This window comes from Nostoc cf. commune SO-36 (assembly GCF_023734775.1).
Classification (GTDB): Bacteria; Cyanobacteriota; Cyanobacteriia; order Cyanobacteriales; family Nostocaceae; genus Nostoc; species Nostoc commune_A.
The window spans coordinates 1,030,659-1,055,196 of record NZ_AP025732.1 but is presented as its reverse complement, the minus strand read 5'-3'; the positions used below and the strand labels follow the sequence as shown (position 1 = coordinate 1,055,196).

Sequence of the window (24,538 nt, the reverse complement as noted above, 5' to 3'; positions counted from 1 at the left end):
ATAAATATCATTGCAATTTAACTTTCTGTAGTAGCTCCTGTGTTCTTAAACTTAACAAAGTTCGATCTTGCTCACGAGTTAGAAATACCCTTAAACAAGCGCCCACGTATAAGTTACCTCATATAGATACATTCTCCATATTTACTTATTTTTGCATAGTTTGTTTTTATTATATCTACTTACTAAATTAACATTTAAATTGCATTTAAGAGTAATTACTGAGGTTGTTACTATGTAAAATACTTAGAATAACAAGGAACAACAAGTTCAAAAGGGTTCAAAGATTTAATTCTCCAACATAGTATTTACTTGGTAAGGATAACAAGCGAGAGTAATGAACTTACAGTTATTTGATAACTCCTTACCATATCAACAGTTTGCAATCGAAGATAACTACTCAAGCACCAATTAACTGAACTTTTAGATTTTATTTATTAATAGCAAAAAATAACGAGTAAAAATATGAAATCTAACCAGCCCTTATTTTCCCAAGCATCTTTTCCAGAAAATAGCTCTATTTTAGTATTCATTGACTCACAAATACAAAATTATCAAGACCTTAGAAATGGTATCAAGGCAGGTACAGAAGTCTATATTCTGCATCCAGAAGTTGATGGAGTCGAGCAAATTACACAAACTTTGTCCCAGCAACAGTATGTTGAGAGTATACATATCATCTCACACGGGGCACCGGGAACACTTTATTTAGGGAATGCGGAACTAAGCCTAAAAACTTTAGGACATTACACCCAAGAACTTCAAACTTGGTTTAATTCAACTCCTAACTACTATACTCCTGCGCTTCTTCTTTATGGTTGTAATGTTGGTGCGGATGCCGGAACTCAGTTTTTAGAGAAACTGCACAACATTACTCAAGCTAATATATACACTTCTAGTACTGCTGTTGGTAACTCAAACTTAGGTGGTAAGTGGGATTTAGATGTTCGCTACGGAAAAGATATTTCACATTTTCCTGGTTTAATATTTCAACCTGAAGTGTTAGTAACTTATGCTGAGTATTTGGAACGGGTGGCGATAAATATTACACGTATTATGACTCAAAAGAGGCGACTAAAGGAACGGTTGCTTTTACAGATATCAGTTCTACTGGCATCTTTCAGAGTACAGTAGGTAGAGACGGGCAAACTCCGATTACTCTGCCTTTTGAATTTAATTTTTACGGCAATAATTTCAGTCAAATAATTATTGGTGAAAATGGAGGGATTTCATTTAATGGAACCGCTCAATTTAGGAATAACGCTATTATCCCATCTACTAGTTCTGGCGTACCACTAAATAGCATTTTCCCTTTTTGGGATGATTTAGATGCACAAATAACTGCTACTGACCGCACAGGAAAAATTTACACAAAATCAGAATATAATCGTTTTACTGTACAGTGGACTAACTTCAAACCTGAAAATAATAATAATATAACCTTTCAAGTTGTATTATACAAAGACAGCAATAATATTGATTTTATTTATTCAACGGCAACACCAAATGATGGAAGTAATGCCAGCATTGGTTTAAGCAAGGGTACATTAGAAAATAGCAAAGCAGTTGGTGTAGCATATTCAGTCAATACATCTAACCTTAATGGTGTTAGTTCTATCCGTTTTGTAACTGAACCTCAATTAAAAGTCAATACTCTAGCAGTGAAAGAAGGTGACACAATCACCCTCTCTTCTAGTAACTTTAATGCGACAGATGTTGATAATAGCATTGATCTTAGTAAAATTACATATACTATTAGCAATCTTCAAAATGGTGAATTTCGGCTAAATGGTATCCCTAAAACTACATTTACCCAGCAAGATATCAACAGCGGAGTAGTTCAATTTGTTCACAACGGTAGTGAAAATGCTCCATCTTTTAATATAACTCTTAGCGATGGCTATAACACTTCTAGTCAAAAAACTCCGACTATTAGCTTTACTAACATCAACAATAACCCTGAAGTAAAAGATATAATATCTTCTGTTACTTTTAATGAAAATGCGCTTAATATTGCTGCATCTATTATAAATAGCAACATTACCCTTACGGATATAGATTCCTCTGATTTTAATGCAGGTAATCTCACAATTAACTATAGCAGTGGTAGTGGAGCAGAAGACCGAATTTCAGTTAATAGTGGTAGTAATGGTATTACTTTAAGTAGTGGAAATGTTAGCTATAACGGAACTGTTTTCGGCAGTATTGACACTACTAATAATGGTGCAGGTGGCAAAAGCTTAGTTATTAGATTTACTAACGTTAATGCTATTTTAGCTGCTGTAAAAGCTTTAATTCAAAATCTTACCTATCAAAATATTTCTAATATACCTAACCCTAGCCGTACTATTTCGGTTACAGTCAATGATGGAGATGGTGGAACTAGCAGTGCTGTATCTAAGTTATTAATGTTACTGCCGAAAATGATGCACCTGTTAACACTGTTCCAGGAACACAAACTATCAATGAAGATGAGATTTTAACATTTACAGCCGCCAATTTGATATCGATAAGTGACCCAGATGCTGGTGATAATCCGATTAAAGTAACACTTGTAGCGAACAAAGGTACTCTTAGCCTCAATGGCATTAGCGGGTTAGATTTTACTGGTGGTGTAGGGGATGGCACTGATGATGTTACGCTTCAATTTAAAGGCATCATCACAGATATCAATAAAGCCTTAAATGGCATGAACTTTAAGCCGAATGCTAACTCTAACGGTACTGCTTCAGTTCGTGTGTTAACAGATGACTTAGGCAATAGTGGCTGCTGGTACTAACTTGACCAGCGATAAGCACTATTACCATCAACATCAATGCCATCAATGATGCACCTATAAATACTGTACCAGCAGCGCAAAGGGTCAAAGAAGAAAATACTTTAGTCTTTAACAGCGCTAATAATAATCTAATTCGAGTTGATGATGCAGATGTAAATGAAAATGTTACGGGAGTTTTACGAGTAACGCTTTCTGTAACAAAAGGAATTTTAACTCTAGCATCCATCAATGGGATTAATTTTGATTCTGGTAATAGCAATAGTCAAGCTAGTATAACTTTTACTGGAAAGCTGGCTGATGTTAATAATGCTCTCAATGGCCTAACTTATCTTGGTAATACAAATGTAAACGGCATCGATACGCTTAAAATTATTACAGATGACTTAGGTAATGTTGGTATTGGTGGTAGTAAGAAAGATGAAAAATTAATCAGTATTACCATAGATGCTGTTAATGATGCTCCTATTAATACAGTACCTGGTGCCCAAAGCGTTGAAGAAGATAAAGATTTAATCTTTAGCCATGGCTAATGGTAAGGCTATTACTGTTAGCGATGTTGATGTTAATGAAGGTACAGGTGAGTTAGAAGTTACATTATCTGTAAATAACGGTGGCTTAATCTTAGCAGACACAACAGGTATAAGTTTTCTATCAGGTAGTAGTAATGGTAAATCTAGTATTTTCTTTAAAGGAACCTTAAGTGCAATTAATAAAGCACTAGACGGTTTAACTTATCGAGGAAATTTAAACTCCAACGGTACTGATATTTTAAGTATTGTTACCAGCGACTTAGGAAACAAAGGTGAAGGTGGCATTCTTCAAGATGCGAGTAAAACAGTACAAATTAACGTTACTGCTGTTAATGATGCCCCAGTCAATACATTCCCTGGGCTACAAAGCATAGAGGAAGACAAGGATTTAGTCTTTAAGAGTAGCACTCAAAATGCAATTAGTATCAGTGATATTGATTTTGCAATAAATGCAAACGAGATGCAAGTAATCCTTTCTGTCATAAAAGGAAAACTAACTTTAGGACAAACAACAGGACTAACTTTTCAACAAGGAAATAACAGTAACTCAATTACCTTAAAGGGTACACAAACAGATATTAATAGTGCTCTGGAAGGTTTAACTTATCGAGGAAATCAGGATTTTAATGGTGACGATACCCTAAAAATTCTCACTAGTGACTTGGGTAATACTGGGATTCCTGGTGAACTGAAGAAAGAAGATACCGTCCAAATAACAACCATAGCTATCAATGATGCCCCTGAAATTACTGTTCCTGTTAGTCTGGTCATAAACGAAGATACAGATTTAGCATTAACTGGTATTAACGCTATTCAAGTTAAAGATGTAGATGCAGCCGAAAGTACTGGTGAAGTCCAAGTTAAGCTTTCGGTAGCAAAGGGTACTTTAAATTTAAAAGTTATAACTGGTCTAACTTTTGATGCTAGCAGTGGTAATGGTAAATCGGATGTCATCTTTCAAGGTAAAATTGCCGATGTTAACATCGGCCTTAAAAGCCTTGTTTATCGTGGAAATCTCAACGCTAACGGCAACGATACATTAACAGTTACTGCTAGCGACTTAGGTAATGCTGGAATTGGTGGTATTTTAACTGATACCGAAAGAGTGCAAATTACTATCAATCCAGTTAACGAGGAGCCAATAAATACCGTTCCTACGCAACAAACCGTTGATGAAGATGTCCAGTTAATCTTCAGTACTGCCAATGGTAATGCTATTAGTATTACCGATGTAGATGCTTTGGAAGGTACTGGAAAAGTTGAAGTTAAATTATCTGTCACCAAAGGTCTAATAACTTTATCTAATACTTCTGACTTAACTTTCACTGAAGGTGATGGTGTTAGCGAATATAATCTCACCTTTACTGGTAGTGTTGATAAAATTAACCAAGCTTTTAATGGTCTTGTTTATCTTGGCAACCAAGATTCTAATAGTAATGCCAAAGGCGATGATACTTTAACTATTATCACAAGTGACTTAGGAAATACTGGCAGTGGTGGTATCAAGACAGATACTGATACTGTTACAATCAAACGAAATGCTATCAATGACGCACCTGTAAATACAGTTCCTGCTAATCAGAGTGTAGATGAAGACACAGATTTAGCTTTAACTGTCGCCAAAGCTATCCAGATAAAGGATGTCGATGCTGCCGAAGGTACTGGTGTAGTTGAAGTTAAATTGTCGGTCGGCAAAGGCATTTTAACTCTGCAAAATACCGCTAATTTAACCTTTAACACCAATAATACTAATGGTACATCCACGGTAATTTTTAGTGGCAAAATAGCAGATATCAACACTGCTTTAAATACTCTTGTTTATCGCGGAAATCTTAATGCAAATGGTGTCGATACCTTAACTGTTACTACTAACGATTTAGGTAATACTGGTGGGGGTGGTACTCTAACTGACATTGATAGTTTTCAAATTACTATCGACCCAGTAAACGATGCTCCAGTCATTGCCGTTCCTGCGGAGCAAAACATCAATGAAGATTTCACATTAGTTTTCAATGGCTTTAATAAAAATGCCATTACCATCAACGATGTGGATGTCAAAGAAGGAACTGGAATACTGGAGGTAATGTTATCTGTTACTCGTGGTTTGTTGACTTTGAGTGATACTACAGGCTTACAGTTCACCAATGGCGATGGTCTTGGCAATGCGACTATGACCTTTAGAGGCAGCATTGACAGAGTAAATCAGGTTCTCAATGGCTTGACTTATTTGGGCAATAAAGATTTAAACAGCGATGTCCAAGGTGAAGATAACCTAACTATATCTACTAGTGACTTAGGTAACAGAGGTAAAGGTAATATCCTCAAAGACGAAAAAACTGTAAAAATTCAACTGACTGCAATTAATGATGCTCCTATAAATACTGTTCCTGGTGAGCAAACTGTCAAAGAAGATACTGATTTAACCTTTAGCACTACTAATAAAAATGCTATCACGGTCAGCGATATTGATGTTAATGAAGGAACAGGGGACTTAGAAGTAACAGTTGGTGTCACTAAAGGTGCTTTAACCTTAAAACAAATTACAGGGTTAACCTTCTTGCAAGGTGATGGAACAATTGACACCAGCATGACTTTCAAGGGTAAAATCACAGATATTAATAGTGCCCTTGAAGGTTTAGCTTACCGAGGTAATCAAGATTTTAACGGTGAAGATACCCTTACCATTAATACTAATGACTTAGGTAACTCTGGCTCAGGTGGATCGTTAACAAAACAAGATATAGTCAACATTAAAGTTAGCGCTGTCAATGACGCACCTATTATAGTCTTTAGTAATTTCAAGAATTTAAGCCAAAAAGCTCCTTCTGATGCAGGAGCCGCTTTTAATGATAAGCAAGTGAAACTAAACTTATCACTTCAAACAGAAGCTGCAAATAATAACTCTGCTTACTTATACCGAGTCGATGATGCTAAAGGCTCAATTCGAGACCCACTTACTGGTATGTTACTTGACCCTACATCTAGTTTGAGCGTCGAAACAAAAGCAGCGTTATCTGGAACTAATAACAACAGACCGCCTAGTCCAAGACACAGAGATACAAGCGGCTAATCTTCAGACCCAAGAGATTTCTGTTAATTTAATCGATGGTGGATACTACCTACCATTCTTAGTTTCTGACGGTACCCTTTCGAGCATTAATAAAGATTTAAGTCGTATCCTGACATCACATTTAGGTATTAATAGCGACGGTGTAGAGCATATTCGCAACTTGGGTAATAACAAATTTGGTTTCGAGGACTTAATTGGTGGCGATCGCTCGTTATATATTACGGATGATGGTAAGATAAATGTGTTTTAAATAGCAAATAATGTTATTAGTTATGAGTTAAGAAACAATTTTCAATTACAACACTCATAACTGAAAACTCCTAACTTTATACTGTGTTAGACCGACCTGTATCTGAACTATCCAAGCCTCGCAAGCGTTTACCCGATCAGCGCTGGCAGATTTATCCACAAAAACCAGAATTTGCCCAAAAGTTGGCGATTTTGACAAGTATTTCACCCATTGTCAGCCAGTTGTTGAATTAATCGGGGTATGGAAACACCAGAACAGGTACAAGCATTTTTAAATCCAGAGTCCTTAGTTTTGCCTTCGCCGTTAGAAGATTTTCCAGATTTGGCGATTAGTTTGGAGTTGTTGCAAAATGCGATCGCTTCTCAAACAAAAATTGCTATTTGTGGTGATTACGATGCTGATGGAATGACCAGCACTGCTCTACTTTTACGTAGTCTCCGCACTTTAGGCGCACAAGTAGATTATGCTATTCCCAGCCGGATGCACGAAGGCTACGGTATTAATAAACGCATCGTTGAAGAATTCCATAGCGAGGGTGTGGGATTAATTCTGACTGTAGATAATGGCATCTCTGCGTTTGAACCAGTTGCGAGAGCTAGAGAACTTGGTCTTGCCGTTATTATCACTGATCATCACGATGTACCCAAAAATTACCACCAGCTAACGCTATCCTCAACCCTAAAACTAATAGCTGAATCCTCACCTTATCGAGGTGTTGCTGGTGTTGGTGTTGCCTACATTTTGGCAGTGTCTCTAGCACAACAGCTAGGGGCGACTAAGGGCTTGATTCAGCCGATGCTAGCACTATTTACACTGGGAACGATCGCAGATTTAGCCCCCTTAACTGGCGTGAATCGCCGTTGGGTGAAACGCGGTTTACAACATTTACCCAAATCCAACTTAGCTGGGGTGCAGGCGTTGATTCAGGTAGGTGGCGTGCAGGCGAGGGGGGATGAGGGAGTAGGGGGAGTAGAGGAGAAAATCCAAAATCCAAAATCCAAAATCCAAAATCCAAAATCGCTCAAGCCTGAAGATATAGGTTTTCGCTTGGGGCCACGGATTAATGCTATTGGTCGGATTGGTAATCCCCAGACTGTGATTGAATTGCTGACTACAGATGATATGGGGGTGGCGCTGGAAAGAGCAATGCAGTGCGAACAAGTCAACGCCTCTCGCCAGGAGATGTGTCAACAAATTGAACAAGAAGCGATCGCTTATGTGGAGACGGAATTTGTTGCATCTCTACAGCAAGACCGTGTATTAATTGTTGTTCAACCCAATTGGCATCATGGCGTTATTGGGATTGTCGCTTCCCGCTTGGTAGAACGCTATGGCGTTCCTGTGTTCATCGGTACTTATGAGGATGAGGGACATATACGCGGTTCAGCACGCTCAATTCCAGAGTTTCATGTGTTTGAAGCTTTGGAATATTGTCACGATTTACTAGGGAAATTTGGCGGACACAAAGCAGCCGGGGGATTCTCTCTACCAGCAGAGAACTTAAAGATGGTGCGATCGCGTTTGATTGAGTTTGCTAACCAGTGTCTTGAACCGCAGCATCTCAAGCCTCTACTCAAAATTGATGCCGAAGTCAACCTCAATCACATCAATCAGCAGCTTTATCAACAGCTTAATACTCTACACCCCTGCGGTATGGACAACCCCGATCCAGTTTTCTGGACACCTAATGTTCAAGTGGTTGAGCAAAAAATCGTTGGCAAGGGTCATATTAAATTGACAATCGCTCAAACTGTTGATAATCAGGAATACAAAATCAAAGCGATCGCTTGGCGTTGGGGTGACTATTTTCGCTTACCACCGCGAGTGGATGTCGCTTATAAATTGCGAGAAAATTACTTTAACGGTAACACCACCATTGAGCTAGAGTTAATAGGTGTTAGATTGCCAATTCAACTTCCAACAATTTTTTGTTTCGCCACCTACCCCGTCAATTACCACCTTTGAGTACAATCAGAGACAGTATACTTGTGGTTTCTATAAAAATGGCATTGAAGCAGAGTTAAGAATTAAAAATACTGAAGGCAAGGTTTTAGCCATGCAGCCAGGAAATATGATTGGTTTACTGGGCACTAATCGTCAAAATGCTAAAGAAGTTGATATTTCTCAGCCACAGTACGACAGTATTATCCAAGCTGCGCTTCGGGCGTTATCAGTTAAAAGTTCTTAATTAACTTATCACTTGTGATTGTAAAACTGTGAGTGCTGATTTATAAGTTATGAGTTGAGAATAAAATTTAATTCCTCACTCCTAACTCTTAACTCTTAATCAGCACTCATAAATTTTATAAGTTGCCGTTACGAAATGCCAGCAAAAAGATTACCGCCGGCCCAGCAATGACGATTAGCGCCACGGAAAGTAATTGGAAAATAACTTCCCAATTGATGCTGGTAAAAGCGTTAAACAAGTCAGACACAGCGTCAAACATTTTTCCTTTTCTCCTCTCAATTTCCTTAAAAAATTCAATAACTTAATTACAAAACCCGCAATCGATCATATCTGGCTATGGCCTGTTGGATTTAATTTACTTAACAAAATTATAAGAAAAGACATAAAAACGTAAAATAGGAGATTGGGAATGGGGTTAGGGTAGAGGTGACAGGTAACAGGTGATAGGGAATAATCTGTAACCTGTAACCTGTAACCTATTCCCTTCTTCAATCACCAACCGAAAATGTCAACTTGGCAATGTGTAAAGCAATGTGGAGCCTGCTGTAATCTTGATCCAGCAGAACGTCCAGATTTGGATGAGTATCTCTCACCGCCAGAACTAGAACTTTACCTCAGCATGGTAGGCGAAGGCGGATGGTGCGTTAACTTCGACCATACCACACGAGAATGCCGCATCTACTCAGATCGTCCTCGCTTCTGCCGTGTGGAATCAGAAGTGTTTCAAGATATGTATGGAGTTGAACCAGAAGAAGTTAATGATTTTGCTATCGACTGCTGTCGCCAGCAAATAGAGGGAGTATATGGCGATCGCAGTCTGGAAATACTACGCTTCAATAAAGCTGTAGGGCTGTGACACTGCCATTGTTCGTTTTAGTCTCTGGGTTGCAATTTATTACAACAATCTGAGAATATGATAGAAATATGAAAACACCCTAGGAACCAAAACTATTGCTTGTGAAACTTGACTCTGCACCTTTGGGCATTTCTGGCATATCTCAGACTAAGATCGAGCTAGAACCCAAAGACAGCAATGATTTTAACTTAACTCCTGCGATCGCTCCATCAGTTCAGCCTGTAGCTGCCGATAGTCCTCAAAAGCAGCAATCAGCGTTAGTAATTTTTGGTACGACTTTTGTAACTATTTTTCTGGCAGAAATTGGAGATAAAACTTCAATTATCTACCCTATTAATCGAGTGCAGAATCTCATTCGCCCTGGGTAGTGTTTATCGGATCGGCGGCGGCACTGATAACCACAGCTTATTAGGCGTACTTTTAGGTAGTTGGATAGCCAACGACTCAGCCCAAAACTGTAGAAAAATCAGCAGGTATGATGTTGTTGGTGATTTCCCTAATGCTGTTTGGGATGTATTTACTGGTCATTAGTCATTTGTCATTTTCCCCCTGCTTCCCCTGCTTCTCTACTCCCCACCCCCCTTAATAATATGGATTGGCATCTTTTAGGACTGAGTTTTATTACAGTTTTTTTATCAGAATTGGGTGACAAAAGTCAGCTAGCGGCGATCGCACTTTCAGGGCGTTGTAATTCTCCGCGTGCAGTATTTTTTGGTGCAGCAGGTGCATTGCTGTTGACAAGCCTGTTGGGATCATTGGCAGGGGGTGCAGTAGCTGAATTATTACCTACGCGCGTGTTAAAAGCGATCGCTGCTGTGGGATTTGCCATACTTGCTGCACGCCTTCTATTATTTAACAATGAACCATCGGCAGATTCTGAACAAACACCTTAAAGAAGAATTCAGAATTCAGAATCCAGGAATCACAATTATTCTTCATGGGCGATTGGAATCCGCCAAGGTTTTAAACTAATATCATTCAGTCAGACTCGAATTCATACTGAATTCTGACCCCTGAGTTCTGAATTCTTCTTTACATAGTTTCCCAACCAGTTCCTTTGTAGCCGTATTGAAAAATTTCTGGATGCAGAATTTCGGCCAAAATTTCTAGAGAATCTACCAGTCGAGGCCCTGGACGATTGAAGTAGGAATTGCCATCAGTGATGTAGACCCTACCAGTTTCCGTAGCGTGCAGTTTTTGCCACTCTGGACGTTGAGTTAACAAATTGGCTTCTTGGCGAGTACGATTTAAATCAAAGCCACAAGGCATAAAAACAATTACATCAGGATCAGTTGTTAATAGTGTTTCCCACGGCAAGATTGGAGAAGGCTGACCTGTACTGCAAAATAGAGACTGTCCTCCTGCTAAGTTAACCAATTCAGGAATCCAATTCGCGGCAACCATCAAAGGATCAGTCCACTCGATACAAACGACAGTAGGCACTTCATTTAAAGAAAGTCCTTGGATTTTTTGCTGACAAATTTTGACGCGAGCTTCTAAATTTTCTAAGACTTTTAGTGAGTCTACACCAAATATATTGCTGACTCGCTCAATGTCAGCCCACACATCCTGGAGAATATTGGGTTGTAAAGAAATAATTTGGGGTTTACTGTCAATGAGTGTAGCAACTGCCTTTTCAACTTCGTGTAAACTAACAGCACAAACATCGCACTGGTCTTGAGTGAGAATGTGGGTAGGCTGCAACTGCTCTAAAACATCTGTTTTGATTTCATAAATACTGAGAGCAGATTGCAATAAATTGTTCACTTCATCGTTAATTTGGCTGCTGGAGGCATTAGAGTTTAAACGCGCTTGGGTACAAATGGGGCGATTTTGGATTTCTGGAGGGTAATCGCATTCGTGCGATCGCCCCACAATAGCATTAACTAACCCTAGTGTCGCTAAAATCTCTGTTCCACCGGGAATTAAAGAAACAATTCTTACATCACTTTCTGTCATCGCTCCACCTCCGTAAAAGCTGCCTTTACCTTAATTTTGGCAGAATTTGAGTCATTAGGTATCTTTCTATAGGAGAATTAAGGGTGTTTTGGTAGTCACCACTAAGCAAAAAATTTTACTGGGCATTGGGGTCTGGGGACTAGGGATTAAAGATTAAGAATTAAGGACTAATAAAAATTTTCTCAGTCCCCAAATCTAAATTCAAAATATTATACTAATTAACAGTATCTTTACTTAATAGTAGAATTACTTGAGAGTAGAATTACTTCAGAGTGGAACTATTTGAGATGCTAATTATCCCCTGGTAAAAACCATAAGCATGAAGTAACAGAAATAATTAGCAAAATGTTGCTTAGAAGGAGTTAGTCAGAATTATAAGATTTGATTAGAAAAATTATATTTTCCGGTTCTGAAAAACCATGTCTCGTAGTTGTAGTTATACAAAAGCAGTTCTACTTTTTGCGTATAGCTGTAAGGCAAAATTATTTCTTCTTGAGGGCAACTAATGCAGGTGGTTTCAGCTAGAGATATTACAGAGTGCAACCCGACCCAAGATGCTTTAAAAAGCAGAGAAAATAGTCGGCGAAAACAAAGCCAGACGCTAGTACAGCTAGCAAGAAGCAAGACATTTCAGCAAGGTAATCTCAATGCGGTGTTGAGGGAAATCACAGAAACTACTGCTAGGACGCTCTTAGTAGAGCGAGTTGGCGTATGGTTATATAATGAAGAACGTTCCAAAATTGAATGCATAAATTTGTATGATGTGAAGACTAAAAAGCATACTTTTGGTAACTCGCTTTCAAAAACAGATTTTCCTGCTTATTTCCAGGCTTTAGAAGAAGAACGTACCATTACAGCAGATGATGCCGTAAACGATACTAGAACCCAAGAATTATCTGAATCTTATCTTTCAGTTATGGGCATTACGTCCCTATTAGATGCACCAATTTGGCTAGAGGGTCGTTTGGTAGGTGTAGTGTGCCACGAACACGTAGGCAAAGGTCGCCAATGGACTTTAGAAGAAGAGACTTTTGCTGGTTCGATTGCAGATTTTGTAACGCTAGCTATAGAAGCAAACGAGCGAAACGTCGTACAGGAAGCACTGCGACAGAGTGAAGCGCAATTCCGGGCGATTTTTGAGCGTTCCTCTATCGGCATTGGACTGATAGATATGAAAGCACAAATAGTCGATACGAATCTGGCACTATGTGAGATTTTAGGATACAGCCGAGAAGAACTATACGGCAAGTGCTTTACCCATTACATTTCCACACAAAGGGGGGATTTAAAACTTTACAAACAACTAATTTCGGTAATTCGCACAGACTTAAAAACAACTTCGAGTGATGGGTTGCAACCTTCCAAACATCACGAGCAGCTTGTCCAAAGACATCGTATTGAGATGGAAAGACGATGCATACATCAAAATGGTAGCTTAATTTGGACTCATATTTCTGTTTCTATTATACCAGGCAGCAATGGTGAACCTGAGTTTTTTCTAGCGATGATTGAGGACATTACTGAACGCAAGCAAACAGAATTGAAACTGCGTGCTTCTCAAGAAGCAGCAGAAGCGGCTAATCGGGCAAAAAGCGAATTTTTAGCAACCATGAGCCATGAGTTGCGGACACCTCTCAATGCGATTATGGGTTTGTCGCAATTGCTGGAACAAGAAATAGTTGGCTCTCTTAATGAAAAGCAGAACGAATATGTAAATTCTATATATAGTAGTGGTGAACATCTGCTGACACTGATTAATGATATTCTTGATTTATCTAAGGTAGAAGCAGGTAAAGAGGAACTGTTACTCTCACCTTTGTCAGTCTCAGATTTGTGTAATTATGCCATCTGGACAGTGCGCGATCGCGCCTTAGAAAAAGGATTGCAACTTACATACGAAATTGAGCAAGATGCGGATATTTGCATTGCTGATGAACGGCGCATCAAGCAAATGTTACTCAACCTGCTCACCAATGCCATTAAATTCACTTCCGCCGGTCAGGTATCGCTGGTAGTCAAAAACGTACCCCAAGGGATAACGTTTACAGTTTCAGATACTGGAATTGGTATAGATTCAAATCAGTTTCAATTTCTATTTGAACCGTTTAAACAACTTGATAGTCGGTTAAATCGGCAGTACGAAGGCACTGGTTTGGGTTTAGCTTTAACACGCAAATTAGCGCGTTTGCACGGTGGAGATGTTACGGTGACATCAACTTTGGGGAAGGGTAGTCAGTTCACTCTGTTTTTACCAAATCTAGTGCAGCCTGAAGATGAGAGAAATGAAGAAGAAAATTTTACCTTGTTCTCTTCTTCTCCAGTCATTTCCAGAAATAAAACTATTCTGCTTGTGGAAGGAAATCAAAATACTGCCACAGTATTGCAAGATTATCTTCACACAATTGGCTACCAAGTCAAATGGATAAATAATGAAAATGACTTTTTAAAACAGGCGCAAAACCTCCAACCGGATTTAGTGTTATTTGATTTCCAGTTAATCAAGGATGTTAAAATCTTGAATTTGCTGAATATCCTTAAAAAAGAGCCTGGTTGGGAAGATTTGCCAATTGTAATTATAACCTCTAGCGAACCTTTAGAAGAGGAAATTTCCCAGTTGACGGGCACTGTCAATGACTACCTCATTAAGCCATTTCGGATAGCCCAGCTAGAGTCAATACTGATGCGATATTTGAGTTAATTTTTCATAGAAATGCATTTTTTATAGCTAATTAATAAAAATCTTCAGGAAATTCAAAAAATTTTCTGATTAAGTTAATCATAAGTTAATACTTTGTTGATGGTATCTTATAGGTCAATACAGTTCAGTTAAGCATCTCTTTCTTCTCTCTGCGTTCTCTGCGCCTTGGCGGTTCGTAAAAAAAAACGACTTTGGTAACAGAGTTTTAGCCTTAACTGAACCGTATTGTCTCATAGGTGTAGAGAGATTACATTGCAACGTCTCTACACCCATAAAAAGGTAGGCAATGTCTACCCCAGACGATTTAATCTGCACCTTCAATTGGTGCAAAACCTTGACGCTGAATATTTTCTGTCACGGCGCGTGGTTCCAAAAATTGCAGTAGGTAATCAGGACCACCTGCTTTTGAACCTACTCCAGAAAGTTTGAATCCACCAAAGGGTTGCCGTCCAACGATCGCTCCGGTAATATTGCGGTTGATGTACAAATTACCGACTTCAAATTCTGTCTGCGCCTGCTGAATATGGGAAGGCGTTCGAGAATAAAGTCCGCCAGTCAAGGCGTAATTAGTACCATTGGCGACTGCTAATGCTTCCTGGAAATCTTTCACCCGAATTACCGCCAGCACAGGGCCAAAAATTTCTTCCTGGGAAATTACTGCGTTTGGCGATACTTCACTAAAAATGACTGGGCCGATAAAATATCCTTGTTCGGGTGCTGGTAATTCCAAGGCTAATTGTGCTTCTGCCTTACCCTTCTCAATATACTCGCGGATGCGATCACGGGCATTAGCATCAATCACTGGCCCAACTTGTGTACTAGGTAACTCTGCTTCCCCAATATTCAAGGATTTTGTAGCTTCCACCAATCGTTGCACAAAGGCATCATAAATCGGTTCCAGCACAATCACCCTAGAAGCCGCAGAACATTTTTGTCCACTGTAACCAAATGCTGACTGCACAACTCCTACAACGGCTTGGTCTAAATCAGCACTTTCATCGACGATAATGGCATTCTTGCCACCCATTTCCGCAATCACGCGTTTCATGTGCTTTTGTCCAGGTTTCAATATTGCGGCTTCTGCGTAAATTCTACAGCCCACTTCCTGGGAACCTGTAAAGGCAATCACATGAGTATCTGGATGATTTACCAAATAAGCGCCGACTTGCGAACCTTTGCCAGGTACGTATTGAAATACACCTTTGGGGAAACCAGCCTCGATTAAAATTTCTGTAAGTTTTGCCGTAATTACAGAAGATGTTTCCGCCGGTTTGAGGAGAGTGCAATTGCCTGAAACCAAAGCTGCGACAGTCATTCCACAAGCGATCGCTAGCGGGAAATTCCAGGGAGAAATTACTACAACAATACCGCTTGGCTGGTAAATATAACGATTAGTTTCGCCTGGAATGTCGTAATTAAAACCTTCATCTAACCGTTCTATCTCATCAGCGTAGTACCGACAGAAATCTATCGCTTCCGAAACCTCTCCATCAGCTTCCTTAACTGGTTTCCCAACTTCCAAAACCATCCAAGCCGATAATTCAGCGCGGCGGAGTTCCATCAAATCACCCGCTTTCCGCAAAATATCAGCGCGTTGTTTAGCTGGTGTTTTCCTCCACCCAGGAAAGGCTGCTTTAGCAGCTTGCATCGCTTGTTCTGCCTGTTCAACACTAATCAATCCAACCTTACCAACTACCTCACTGAAATTAGAAGGATTGAGAGAATCGACAAATTCCGGCGTATTAACATATTCGCCATTAATCAACGGCAAATAAGTTTTACCCAACTGTTGGCGAACCCTCTGGAAAGCTTGCGCCGTCTTCGTTCTCACCTCTTCCTCAGCATAATCAGTATCAGCAGCACCGACAAAATGAGAGTAAGGAGTTAAAGAGTTCTTTTCATCTTTGACAATCGGCGGCGCTAATAACTCTTCAATTGGTCTATTTTCGAGATTTTGCCGTAAAAAAGAACTATTAGCGGTATTTTCCAACAACCGCCGAATTAAATACGCCATCCCCGGCAACAATTCACCGTAAGGACAGTAAACTCTGACTCGATAACCCTTGTCAACCAATGCCTTGGCAACTTTATCACCCATACCGTAGAGGACTTGTAATTCAAAACGACGGCGGGGGACATTTAAACTTTCAGCTATGGCAATGGCGCGAGAGTGCGATCGCACGTTATGGCTACCAATGGCAGAATACACATAATCATGATTTTCTAGCAATAACTGAGTGATGGTTTCAAAGTTAACATCAGTTGCGGCTTTGTCGTTGTAAACTGGCTGTGGCCAATGCTTTTGGGCTGCTTTGATAGTTTCCTGATCCCAATATGCGCCTTTCACCAAGCGGATTGTTAGAGGATAACCGCGCTGTTTCAACCAAGAAATTACGTCTTTGACATCTTGTTCGCTGTCACGCAGATATGCTTGAATGGTTATACCAATATCTGTGCGTAGCCGAAACTCTTCTTCTAGTAAGAGTTTTTTCAGGATGCTGAGAGTTATGTCCTTATAGGCATACTGTTCCATATCAAAATGGACAGCTGCACCTAACTCTTTAGCACGACGTAAGAGAATCCGAATGCGATCGCTAACTCGCTCTTCACTACCTTTAGCATCTAATGGGTCAAATTGAGAATAAAACGCTGTTAATTTAACAGAAACCTGAACTTTTGGTATGGGTTCGCCATCAGCTTCATCAATAGCCGGGATAACTGGCCAATTCTTTGATGCTTCCACCAATTGTTGCATTAATTCTAGATAGCGTTCTAGATAAGACTGCGCTTCGGCTTCGGTAATCACCGCTTCACCAAGTAAATCGATGGTGAAAGCCATTTTTTCTTTTCGCAGTCGTTCAACTGTTTTGATGACTTGTTTAATATTTTCCCCAGAAATATATTTATGAGCAAGAGTCTCAACGGCTGTACCAACAGTTGTAGCAGCAACTTGCCCTGGCATCGAGTCGGGATTAGCAAAGTTTAGCATTCCCTTTAAAGCTGCCGGTAATTCTACAGACTCATCTCCTAAATATTCTTGTAAATGTGAGGCAATTTCTGATTTACTGTGTAAAGCAGGTAGCGTATCTATAAAGCGAAATAGTTGCACCCGTAACCCAGGATTACTCATCGCCCAAGCTAGTAATTTATCATCCCAGCGCATTTGATCGCGCAGGGAAGACAAAAACGAACGATTTTCGGACGTTGCTGCTAGAAGTTGTTTAGCAATTTCTTGAGTTTTAGCTTCGTAGGTGCTTGTCTGTACTTGTAATACCACTGATAATAAACTCCGTTAATCAAGGCAAGGCTTTTTGTACAAAGCCTGTGTCTTCTATTTTGACGCTTTCATTTAGCTGTCACCATATTTAGCTGGTTTGCGCGGAAGCCCCACGCCTTCTGCAAAGCCTTGGCGATGGGATGGATAGCGGGCGGTGACGATTCTGCCTAGGCTGTTGACTCTGTATCCTTTAGCCCATAAGACTTCATGCAAAAAATGTGTCGCCTGTGTTTGACTTAAAGTGCCTGAAGCAGGCACTTTAAGTCAAACAAAAATAACACGAATAATTTTCCCGAAAATTCCCGAAAAATGCACAAAGTCAACAGCCTAGATTCTGCCTCTAACCAATGTCTTTATGACAAGAGTTGAGGTGGATGAGGAATCGCCAATGCGTGTTACACCTGTTCAAGGGCGCAAAGGGGCATCCCGTGTATCTAATAAAGCTCATCGTGTATCCGAAGCAATAGCTTATAAAAAGTTTACGACCCCCAGACGCAAGACTTCTCGCGTAAAGTCACAGGAATACCCGATAGTTGCATCGGCAAGAAACTTGCCAGCCAAACATTCTTTTGTTACCCCATAGCCCCCAAGAATCTCAACTGCTGTTTGTGCGTTTTTGATTGCGACATCTACTGCAAAAGTCTTGGCAGCTGGTGCTTTGATTGTGGCGGCAAGTTGGGGAGAAGTTTCTGCTGTAACTGCTGCATCCCATACCATCAGTCTTGCAGCTTGGGTGTTAATGATCATGTCTGCTAATTTTAAAGCCACTGACTGATGTTCGATAATCGGACGACCCCAACTGACTCTTCGCTTGGCATAATTCAAAGCATACTCATAAGCAGCACGAGCCAAACCAACATAAGAAGCTGCCAGCCCAATAGCTACTTCTGGAAGCAACATCAGTAGTTTTCCGGCTTCGCCTTCTTGTCCAATCAGGTTTTCCACAGGGACTAGGACGTTATCCAGGCAAATCTCGGCATGATGAGAAGCTTTCCAACCAATCATCTGTGTCTTTTTGCCAAACTTAATCCCAGGCGTATCTGTTGGAACGTAAAAGATAGACAAACTTTCGTGTAATGGTTTATCCATCGCTGTACGGGCAATGATGAAGTAGGCATCCGCAATCCCACCATTTGTAACTAACGGGGATTTTGTTCCATTGAGAATGTATGCATTGCCCTCGCGTGCTGCAAAGGTTTTCATCCCAATATTGGAGTCTGGGAAGGGGCAGAATATATCTGAGGTGGCGATATTAGCTTCACTCTCTGCGGCACTGAATAGATGGGGTTTTCCAGAATTAACAAAAGATAGTATTCGTTTTTGTTGTTCTTGGGTTGTAACTCTACTGACAAACAGCGACATAGCTGCGGTGAGATTAAAGTAACTACAAGCAATGCTGACATCAACAGCGCCTATTTCTTCTAAGACTACAGCCATGTCTATGCATTTCCCACCTACACCTCCTAACTCTTTTGGAAGCATCAAAGATGTGAATCCTAATTCAGTCCCCTTATGGAACAAGTGTTTGCAAAAATCCCAAGGTTCTATCTCTGGATTGTTAGACTCTTCTATTATCTGAACAATAGGACTAATCTCGTTTTGAGCAAAGTCACGCGCAAGTGATTGCAACATCTGCTGTTCTTCAGTGAGGCTAAAGTCAATCATGGTTTATTTTTTATTTATTCCTACTGCATAAATATACAGCTTTCTTTAAAGTATAAAAGTTTAATACTTGGTATCAAAATGTTGGTTTTGTAAGCGTATTTTACTATGTTAATGTTTGTATAAATTAGAAAAATTATTTGTATATACTAGTTCTAGAATATGCACGTCTCTTTCAACAAGCAAGTACAAAAGAAAAAAATGTCAAAAATACGTAAAAAAAATTAATTGCTATAGCAACGCAAACACATCTAAACTTATTTACTCATCAAAGTTTTAACAGGATTGGCTTATTTTTATAATACTCAGAATGGGTATACTCACTCTATGCCTACAGAAAACTTCATGAATATTTTATTTTCTAACTGGCAACACACACTCCAAACCTTTGGTGTTGACCACGTAATCGCTGAGAAATCCTTTAGTGACTTGGTTACAGGTTACTCTACTCCTGGTCGCTACTACCATACACTTAAACACATTGATCACGTCCTCAGCACAATTCAGATTTTGCAAGGCTACACCACCAATTTAGCTGCTGTTCAACTAGCTGCCTGGTTTCATGATGTAGTGTATGACACTGAAGCTCAAGATAATGAACAACGAAGTGCAGACTATGCTTTTGATCTGCTGAGTAATTTGGGTATTCCAGAAAGTACCATAACTATTGTCACTCGTATCATTCTGAACACTAAAGACCATCAAGCTGCGGTGGATGATTATGATAGCCAAGTCCTACTTGATGCAGATTTAGCGATTTTGGCTACTAACCAAGTGCTGTATGGAGAATATGCCCATGCTATTCGCCAGGAATATAGCTGGATGGCAGAGGCGGATTATATCACAGGTCGTCAGCAGGTTTTAGAACGATTTTTACAGCGATCGCGTATCTACTTTACGCCTTTAATGTCAGAATTCGCCGAACCATCTGCCCGTGGCAATATTCAAGGAGAAATTCAGTCTTTATTATCTAGTTAGTTTTATCGCCGTTAGTAGCATGAAATTGTTTCTATATGAATTATGAGTAGCCCTGTAACGCATTCCCCACGGATGAATCCGGGGGCTTTTAGTAGCCCTGAGAAATAGCGGCTTAGAACGCGCGCAGGTTCCGAAACACTATCCCCCGAACCTCTAGGCGTGGTTACGATTAAACAGAGGATGGACTCATCCCCACGCCCCAAAAACACATTGGTTTGCCACTTAGCAAGCAGTGTGTTTCTACCTTATCAAGGCTACGCGACAGCCTCTATGTCTACTGGCGAAGCCGTTTCTGCGGGTTTACACAGTGTAAGCGCCCATTTCGACATACTCATATTATCTCATGAAACACAAGTATTTTTGGACAGCGTTAGCGACGCGCAAGGCGAGTCCGCGAGCGTCTTAAAATCGCCTACGCCTTGCCCCCATGTTTGAAAACAGGGGCTTCCACGGCGAGAGGTGTTTGGTGAAAGTGGGTGCAAATATTCTAAAATCCTTGATTTGGCTTTGATTTGATTTTTGCAAGCACGCATTTATTCATCTTTGACTGTCCGAAAATTATCGCTCCTAACAACCTCCAAAATGAATAACTCATTATTAATCGCTCTAACCCTATTAACATTTACAGCCGTATCACCACTCAGCATCGCTGGTAGTGTCCAAGGTTCAACCCATGCCATCAAAATGTCTTCATTTAACCTTAGTTCCCAAAAATGGCAAAACCGCGTTTTACTAGTGTTTGCACCATCTGTTAATAACCACGACTATCAGCAACAGATGCAGTTATTTGACCAGCACCAAAACAGTTTTATAAACCGGGATTTAGTTCTTGTTCAAGTTTTGGCAAATCAAAGCTATGCCAACGGACAGTTAATAGATGAGTCTTCTGCTGCCAATTTGCGAAATCGCTTTGGAGTTGATAAAGAAAATTTTCGCGTTATTTTGGTGGGCAAAGATGGTGGTGTTAAGCGCCAAGACACTACACCAGTCAAAGCGAAAGCAATTTTTGAGCAAATTGACGCTATGCCCATGCGCCAGCAAGAAATGCAAGAGCGAGGCAGAAAGTAGCTATAAAAATCTTAGAGTCAAAGTTACACCATTGGAGCGATCGCTCTTAGTTATGATGCACCTGTCGGTAACTAACTGCTCGGCTTGGGGATCTTAATAGCAATTGGGGAGGTGATTCCCTGATTCCTGAGTCTAAACCTTTGAACTGACTTTTCACGTTATGTGGAAAAGCGCACGAAAAACCTAACCCCCTAACCCCCTTACTAGGGTGTTGACTCTCTCTGTGCGTTTTTAGAAGTTAACAAATCATGCAAAATATGTGTAGTCATTGCGAGCGGAGCGTCTCGTTGGCGCAGCCTCTCGTAGAGAAGAGAAGCAATCCCAGAGATTTTGCGATTGCTTCGCAAAGCTCGCAATGACACAAGAGAGATTTTGCCCTGACACAAAAATAGTATGAGTCAAAAACGCCCAAATTTCATCAAAGTCAACAGCCTACCCCCTTCCCGATGCGGGAAGGAAGAAAATTCAAAGTCTCTCTCCTTTTAGGAGAGAGATTTAGAGAGAGGTTTTCCAGATACCGTGAAAAGTCAGACCTTTGAAGCGGCAAGAATGCTATAAGTTGAATTTATTACAGAATCAGTAACTCGCAATACTCACACGAAATGACCGAAAATAATTTAGTGCTATTTAAAACAAGAGGAGTAAATTTATCATGTCTCATCTGCTAACAGCGATTCGTCAACGACTATTGTGGAATGTCACTTTTGCAATACTCCTAACTTTGATTAGTATTTTAATACTTCCTGGGGCTACTTGGGCAGCCTCTTCTAGTTTGGGAGTTGATAATGGTCATCTTAGTTCTTGTCCTCCTTCCCCTAACTGTGTTGTCAGTCAAAATGCTGATTCCAAGCACGCTATTGACCCGATTACTTATCATGTAGACCGCGATGCAGCTAGAGAAACCTTACTAAAAGTTCTCACTGTTGTTCCTCGCACAGAGGTTATAGAACAGACTCCTAATTACATCCATGCTCTTTCTAAAAGCCGCATCTTTAAATTTGTTGATGATGTAGAGTTTTATTTGCCTTCCAATGAGTCAGTAATTCATTTGCGCTCGGCATCTCGCGTGGGAGATTCGGATCTTGGTGTCAACCGCAGGCGTGTCGAACAAATTCGTTTGGCGCTGCGCGATCTAAATATTTGATTGCCTTAATTAACGCCTGCCAGCACCACGATGAGGCACTTCAGTCTCCTGTAGCTTTCTTTTAGGTGCAAACACTTCTTGATGTTGTTGCTGCTGAATTTTATCTTGTGCAAACTTTACACGGGTGCGAACTCCGAGATCAACATCTGTATCGAGCATCTGCTGAAGTTGAGTTGTAATCCGCGACGCTTGATCGGGTAAACTAGCTGCTATAGCGATCGCTACTGTTTCTAAACTCGTCACTGCTGCATAGCGCACTACCCACTCTGAATCTTGAGAAATGAGTAATAGCGCCTCTAATACTTGAGTCTGAACAGATTCTAGTTTCTCTGGTGGTAGTTGATGCCAGCGCAAAGTGCCTAATCCCCTGGCAGCTGCCCGCCGCACACTTAAAGAAAAATCGGTTTTTGCTGCCTCGAACAAGGTATCTAGTGCCCGGACATCACCTATTCCTGCTAAGGCACGAATAGCCCAAGCTCTAGCACCGTAATTGTAGTCATCAATTAGTTCTAATAATGGCGGTACTGCGGCTTCCCCAATCGCAATCAGCCCATCTACGGCTGCCACCGCCGCCCCTGGGTTGTTGTAGCCCAAAGCTGCAATCAAAGTGGGAACAGATTCCTCTATACCAGCTGCTGCTAACTGCTGAACTGCGTCTAATAGGCGCTCCGAAGAGTCTGCTTCTTCCACAGCACGAATCAATATTTGGGCAAGCTCGCTGTTATTCATAATAATTTTTCATGGGTAATTAGTCATCAGCCAATTGTAGCTTAAGCTATCCGTAGTTGACATCATACACAAACCCCTAGCCCAGATTGTGCAATCGGGTTGGGGGTTTATAGGTGATAAACATTTGTTTTAAACGTATTAATGACAACTCATCATCACAAAATAATTCAGGAGTCAGATAAATTCTGACTCCTGACTACTAAATTCTTCTCAAACTAGAACTTAAGACTACAACAGCGAGTCCATCAAATTCATCACTTTAATCGCACCTGCGGACAAAGTGCTTGTTGCTGTGTGGTTAACTTGATATTCTAATAATCCTTTGAGAGAAATTAGCTTCAGGCTATTTTCGGCAAGAGTCTGGGCGATCGCATCTGCTGCGGGTAGATATCCAATCGCTCCCAAGTCTGCTAACACAGCTCGACGCAATTGCAATTTCTCTCCCCCTAAAGCCTTTACCAACCGTTCTCCATAAACTGGTTCTTGGGTTAATTGATACATGGCTCGTGCGGCAGCATATTGCACCAATTCGATTGGATGCTCTAAAAATGGTGTTATCAAATGGGTGAACTCAGTCGCCTTCAAGGTTCCCAAGGCTTCTAAGATGGCATCGTAGGGTTGAGATAAATCTGGCTGTGATATCAGCTGTCCCTGCAAACCTACTGATAATAGTTTGATTAGCGCCGGAATACAAACCGGATCGCCTAGCATCTCTAAGGATTGTGCTGCTGCTTCTCGGACATAAAAATCTGAGCAGTCTAAACACCCAATTAAAGGTGATACTGCCTGGCGATCGTCTAGTTTCCCTAAAGCTCTAGCTGCGTTCCGCCGCAGAGGATATCCGCCTTCTGGTGTCCTGTCGGCTTCATCCTCTAAGGCTTTGATCAGTGCTGTAACCGCAGCTGGTTCACCTATGCGAAACCTACCCAACCACCAGGCAGCATAAAACCGCAGACCTAAATCTGCACTTTCAAGATTAGCTAGAGCCTGCTCTACCGTTAAAGATCCACCGTCGGCATTGCCACCTGTCAGTGATAAATCTTCAATTTTCTGCGGACTGGGATTCATGGTTGTGTTCGCTGTGTGTTGTCTCAGCGTTCAATGGTTGAATGCTGACTATTTTGCCACCCAAGCGAGTAATGCGCTGCATTTCCTGATTCATCCGGTTCTCAGGCACTGTGATAAACACACTGGCACTAGAACGAATGGGATAGCCGACTTTTTCTGTTTCTTCGCTTTGGCGCAGACCGACTACTTCATAGCGGAAGGAGCGGCTACTATTTCTACCATTAATTTGTCCAAGCATAAATCAATCCCAAATTTATAAATTAAAGTTTTCATTAGTCCTTGGTC

The 24,538-nt window shown here is 40.6% G+C and carries 19 protein-coding genes and 3 pseudogenes; 14 read left to right on the top strand and 8 right to left on the bottom strand.

Features of this window, described 5'->3' with window-relative positions:
- Positions 1-462: 462 nt before the first annotated feature.
- The 7 genes and pseudogenes from ANSO36C_RS04740 to ANSO36C_RS34720 form a co-directional block, all read left to right on the top strand.
- A complete protein-coding gene (locus tag ANSO36C_RS04740) occupies positions 463-1,131 on the top strand; it encodes a DUF4347 domain-containing protein (RefSeq protein WP_251958605.1) in 669 nt (222 codons plus the stop codon).
- A 527-nt stretch (positions 1,132-1,658) separates the two neighbouring features.
- Positions 1,659-2,480: a cadherin-like domain-containing protein gene (locus ANSO36C_RS04735; RefSeq protein ID WP_251958604.1), complete on the top strand. Its 822-nt coding sequence runs from the start codon at positions 1,659-1,661 to the stop codon at positions 2,478-2,480.
- Positions 2,402-2,776: a hypothetical protein gene (locus ANSO36C_RS04730; protein ID WP_323374595.1), complete on the top strand. Its 375-nt coding sequence runs from the start codon at positions 2,402-2,404 to the stop codon at positions 2,774-2,776. Before ANSO36C_RS04735 ends, ANSO36C_RS04730 begins: the two co-directional genes overlap by 79 nt.
- 522 nt (positions 2,777-3,298) lie before the next feature.
- Positions 3,299-6,376, top strand: a complete 3,078-nt coding sequence (locus tag ANSO36C_RS04725) for a beta strand repeat-containing protein (RefSeq protein WP_251958603.1) — start codon at positions 3,299-3,301, stop codon at positions 6,374-6,376.
- A gap of 333 nt (positions 6,377-6,709) precedes the next feature.
- Positions 6,710-6,859, top strand: a complete 150-nt coding sequence (locus tag ANSO36C_RS04720) for a hypothetical protein (protein ID WP_251958602.1) — start codon at positions 6,710-6,712, stop codon at positions 6,857-6,859.
- A gap of 7 nt (positions 6,860-6,866) precedes the next feature.
- A pseudogene (locus ANSO36C_RS34725) lies at positions 6,867-7,388 on the top strand (DHH family phosphoesterase); the annotation flags it as partial.
- A gap of 249 nt (positions 7,389-7,637) precedes the next feature.
- Positions 7,638-8,814, top strand: a pseudogene (locus ANSO36C_RS34720) (single-stranded-DNA-specific exonuclease RecJ); the annotation flags it as partial.
- A gap of 115 nt (positions 8,815-8,929) precedes the next feature.
- On the opposite strand, the gene psb30 reads toward ANSO36C_RS34720, so the two are convergent.
- Positions 8,930-9,073, bottom strand: coding sequence for a photosystem II reaction center protein Ycf12/Psb30 (gene psb30 / locus ANSO36C_RS04710; protein ID WP_190939758.1), 144 nt, complete (start codon positions 9,071-9,073; stop codon positions 8,930-8,932).
- Positions 9,074-9,319: 246 nt separating this feature from the next.
- Between psb30 and ANSO36C_RS04705 the strand changes: the two genes are divergently transcribed.
- The 3 genes and pseudogenes from ANSO36C_RS04705 (at position 9,320) to ANSO36C_RS04695 (ending at position 10,563) form a co-directional block, all read left to right on the top strand.
- Positions 9,320-9,670: a YkgJ family cysteine cluster protein gene (locus ANSO36C_RS04705; RefSeq protein WP_229483706.1), complete on the top strand. Its 351-nt coding sequence runs from the start codon at positions 9,320-9,322 to the stop codon at positions 9,668-9,670.
- A gap of 101 nt (positions 9,671-9,771) precedes the next feature.
- Positions 9,772-10,256 (top strand): annotated as a pseudogene (locus tag ANSO36C_RS04700) (TMEM165/GDT1 family protein).
- 4 nt (positions 10,257-10,260) lie between these two features.
- A complete protein-coding gene (locus tag ANSO36C_RS04695; protein WP_181928888.1) occupies positions 10,261-10,563 on the top strand; it encodes a TMEM165/GDT1 family protein in 303 nt (100 codons plus the stop codon).
- Between the two features lie 139 nt (positions 10,564-10,702).
- Here the strand turns inward: ANSO36C_RS04695 and ANSO36C_RS04690 are convergent, their stop codons facing one another.
- The gene (locus ANSO36C_RS04690; RefSeq protein WP_251958600.1) at positions 10,703-11,629 is read right to left on the bottom strand and encodes a cobalamin-binding protein; all 927 of its coding nucleotides are present in this window, start codon (positions 11,627-11,629) and stop codon (positions 10,703-10,705) included.
- A gap of 505 nt (positions 11,630-12,134) precedes the next feature.
- Between ANSO36C_RS04690 and ANSO36C_RS04685 the strand changes: the two genes are divergently transcribed.
- A complete protein-coding gene (locus tag ANSO36C_RS04685) occupies positions 12,135-14,327 on the top strand; it encodes a hybrid sensor histidine kinase/response regulator (RefSeq protein ID WP_251958599.1) in 2,193 nt (730 codons plus the stop codon).
- Between the two features lie 304 nt (positions 14,328-14,631).
- Here ANSO36C_RS04685 and pruA read toward each other — a convergent pair whose 3' ends face one another.
- Both pruA and ANSO36C_RS04675 read right to left on the bottom strand, forming a co-directional pair.
- Positions 14,632-17,604 carry an L-glutamate gamma-semialdehyde dehydrogenase gene (gene pruA / locus ANSO36C_RS04680; protein ID WP_251958598.1) on the bottom strand — a complete coding sequence of 991 codons (2,973 nt, stop codon included), beginning with the start codon at positions 17,602-17,604 and terminating at the stop codon, positions 14,632-14,634.
- 468 nt (positions 17,605-18,072) lie between these two features.
- Positions 18,073-19,269, bottom strand: a complete 1,197-nt coding sequence (locus tag ANSO36C_RS04675; protein WP_251958597.1) for an acyl-CoA dehydrogenase family protein — start codon at positions 19,267-19,269, stop codon at positions 18,073-18,075.
- A 324-nt stretch (positions 19,270-19,593) separates the two neighbouring features.
- Between ANSO36C_RS04675 and ANSO36C_RS04670 the strand changes: the two genes are divergently transcribed.
- Positions 19,594-20,244: an HD domain-containing protein gene (locus ANSO36C_RS04670; RefSeq protein ID WP_251958596.1), complete on the top strand. Its 651-nt coding sequence runs from the start codon at positions 19,594-19,596 to the stop codon at positions 20,242-20,244.
- Between the two features lie 533 nt (positions 20,245-20,777).
- On the opposite strand, the gene ANSO36C_RS04665 is transcribed toward ANSO36C_RS04670, so the two are convergent.
- On the bottom strand, positions 20,778-20,924 hold the full coding sequence (locus ANSO36C_RS04665; protein WP_251958595.1) for a hypothetical protein: 147 nt from the start codon (positions 20,922-20,924) through the stop codon (positions 20,778-20,780).
- Positions 20,925-20,928: 4 nt separating this feature from the next.
- Between ANSO36C_RS04665 and ANSO36C_RS04660 the strand changes: the two genes are divergently transcribed.
- Together ANSO36C_RS04660 and ANSO36C_RS04655 are read left to right on the top strand one after the other, a co-directional pair.
- Positions 20,929-21,312, top strand: a complete 384-nt coding sequence (locus tag ANSO36C_RS04660; RefSeq protein ID WP_251958594.1) for a DUF4174 domain-containing protein — start codon at positions 20,929-20,931, stop codon at positions 21,310-21,312.
- Between the two features lie 652 nt (positions 21,313-21,964).
- The gene (locus ANSO36C_RS04655; protein ID WP_251958593.1) at positions 21,965-22,456 is read left to right on the top strand and encodes a DUF1499 domain-containing protein; all 492 of its coding nucleotides are present in this window, start codon (positions 21,965-21,967) and stop codon (positions 22,454-22,456) included.
- Between the two features lie 9 nt (positions 22,457-22,465).
- Here the strand turns inward: ANSO36C_RS04655 and ANSO36C_RS04650 are convergent, their stop codons facing one another.
- The 3 genes from ANSO36C_RS04650 to ANSO36C_RS04640 all read right to left on the bottom strand — a co-directional run bounded on the left by ANSO36C_RS04650 (position 22,466) and on the right by ANSO36C_RS04640 (position 24,491).
- A complete protein-coding gene (locus ANSO36C_RS04650) occupies positions 22,466-23,185 on the bottom strand; it encodes a HEAT repeat domain-containing protein (protein WP_251958592.1) in 720 nt (239 codons plus the stop codon).
- Positions 23,186-23,413: 228 nt separating this feature from the next.
- On the bottom strand, positions 23,414-24,253 hold the full coding sequence (locus tag ANSO36C_RS04645) for a HEAT repeat domain-containing protein (RefSeq protein WP_251958591.1): 840 nt from the start codon (positions 24,251-24,253) through the stop codon (positions 23,414-23,416).
- Positions 24,228-24,491 carry a phycobilisome linker polypeptide gene (locus ANSO36C_RS04640; RefSeq protein ID WP_190939771.1) on the bottom strand — a complete coding sequence of 88 codons (264 nt, stop codon included), beginning with the start codon at positions 24,489-24,491 and terminating at the stop codon, positions 24,228-24,230. Before ANSO36C_RS04640 ends, ANSO36C_RS04645 begins: the two co-directional genes overlap by 26 nt.
- Between the last annotated feature and the right edge of the window lie 47 nt (positions 24,492-24,538).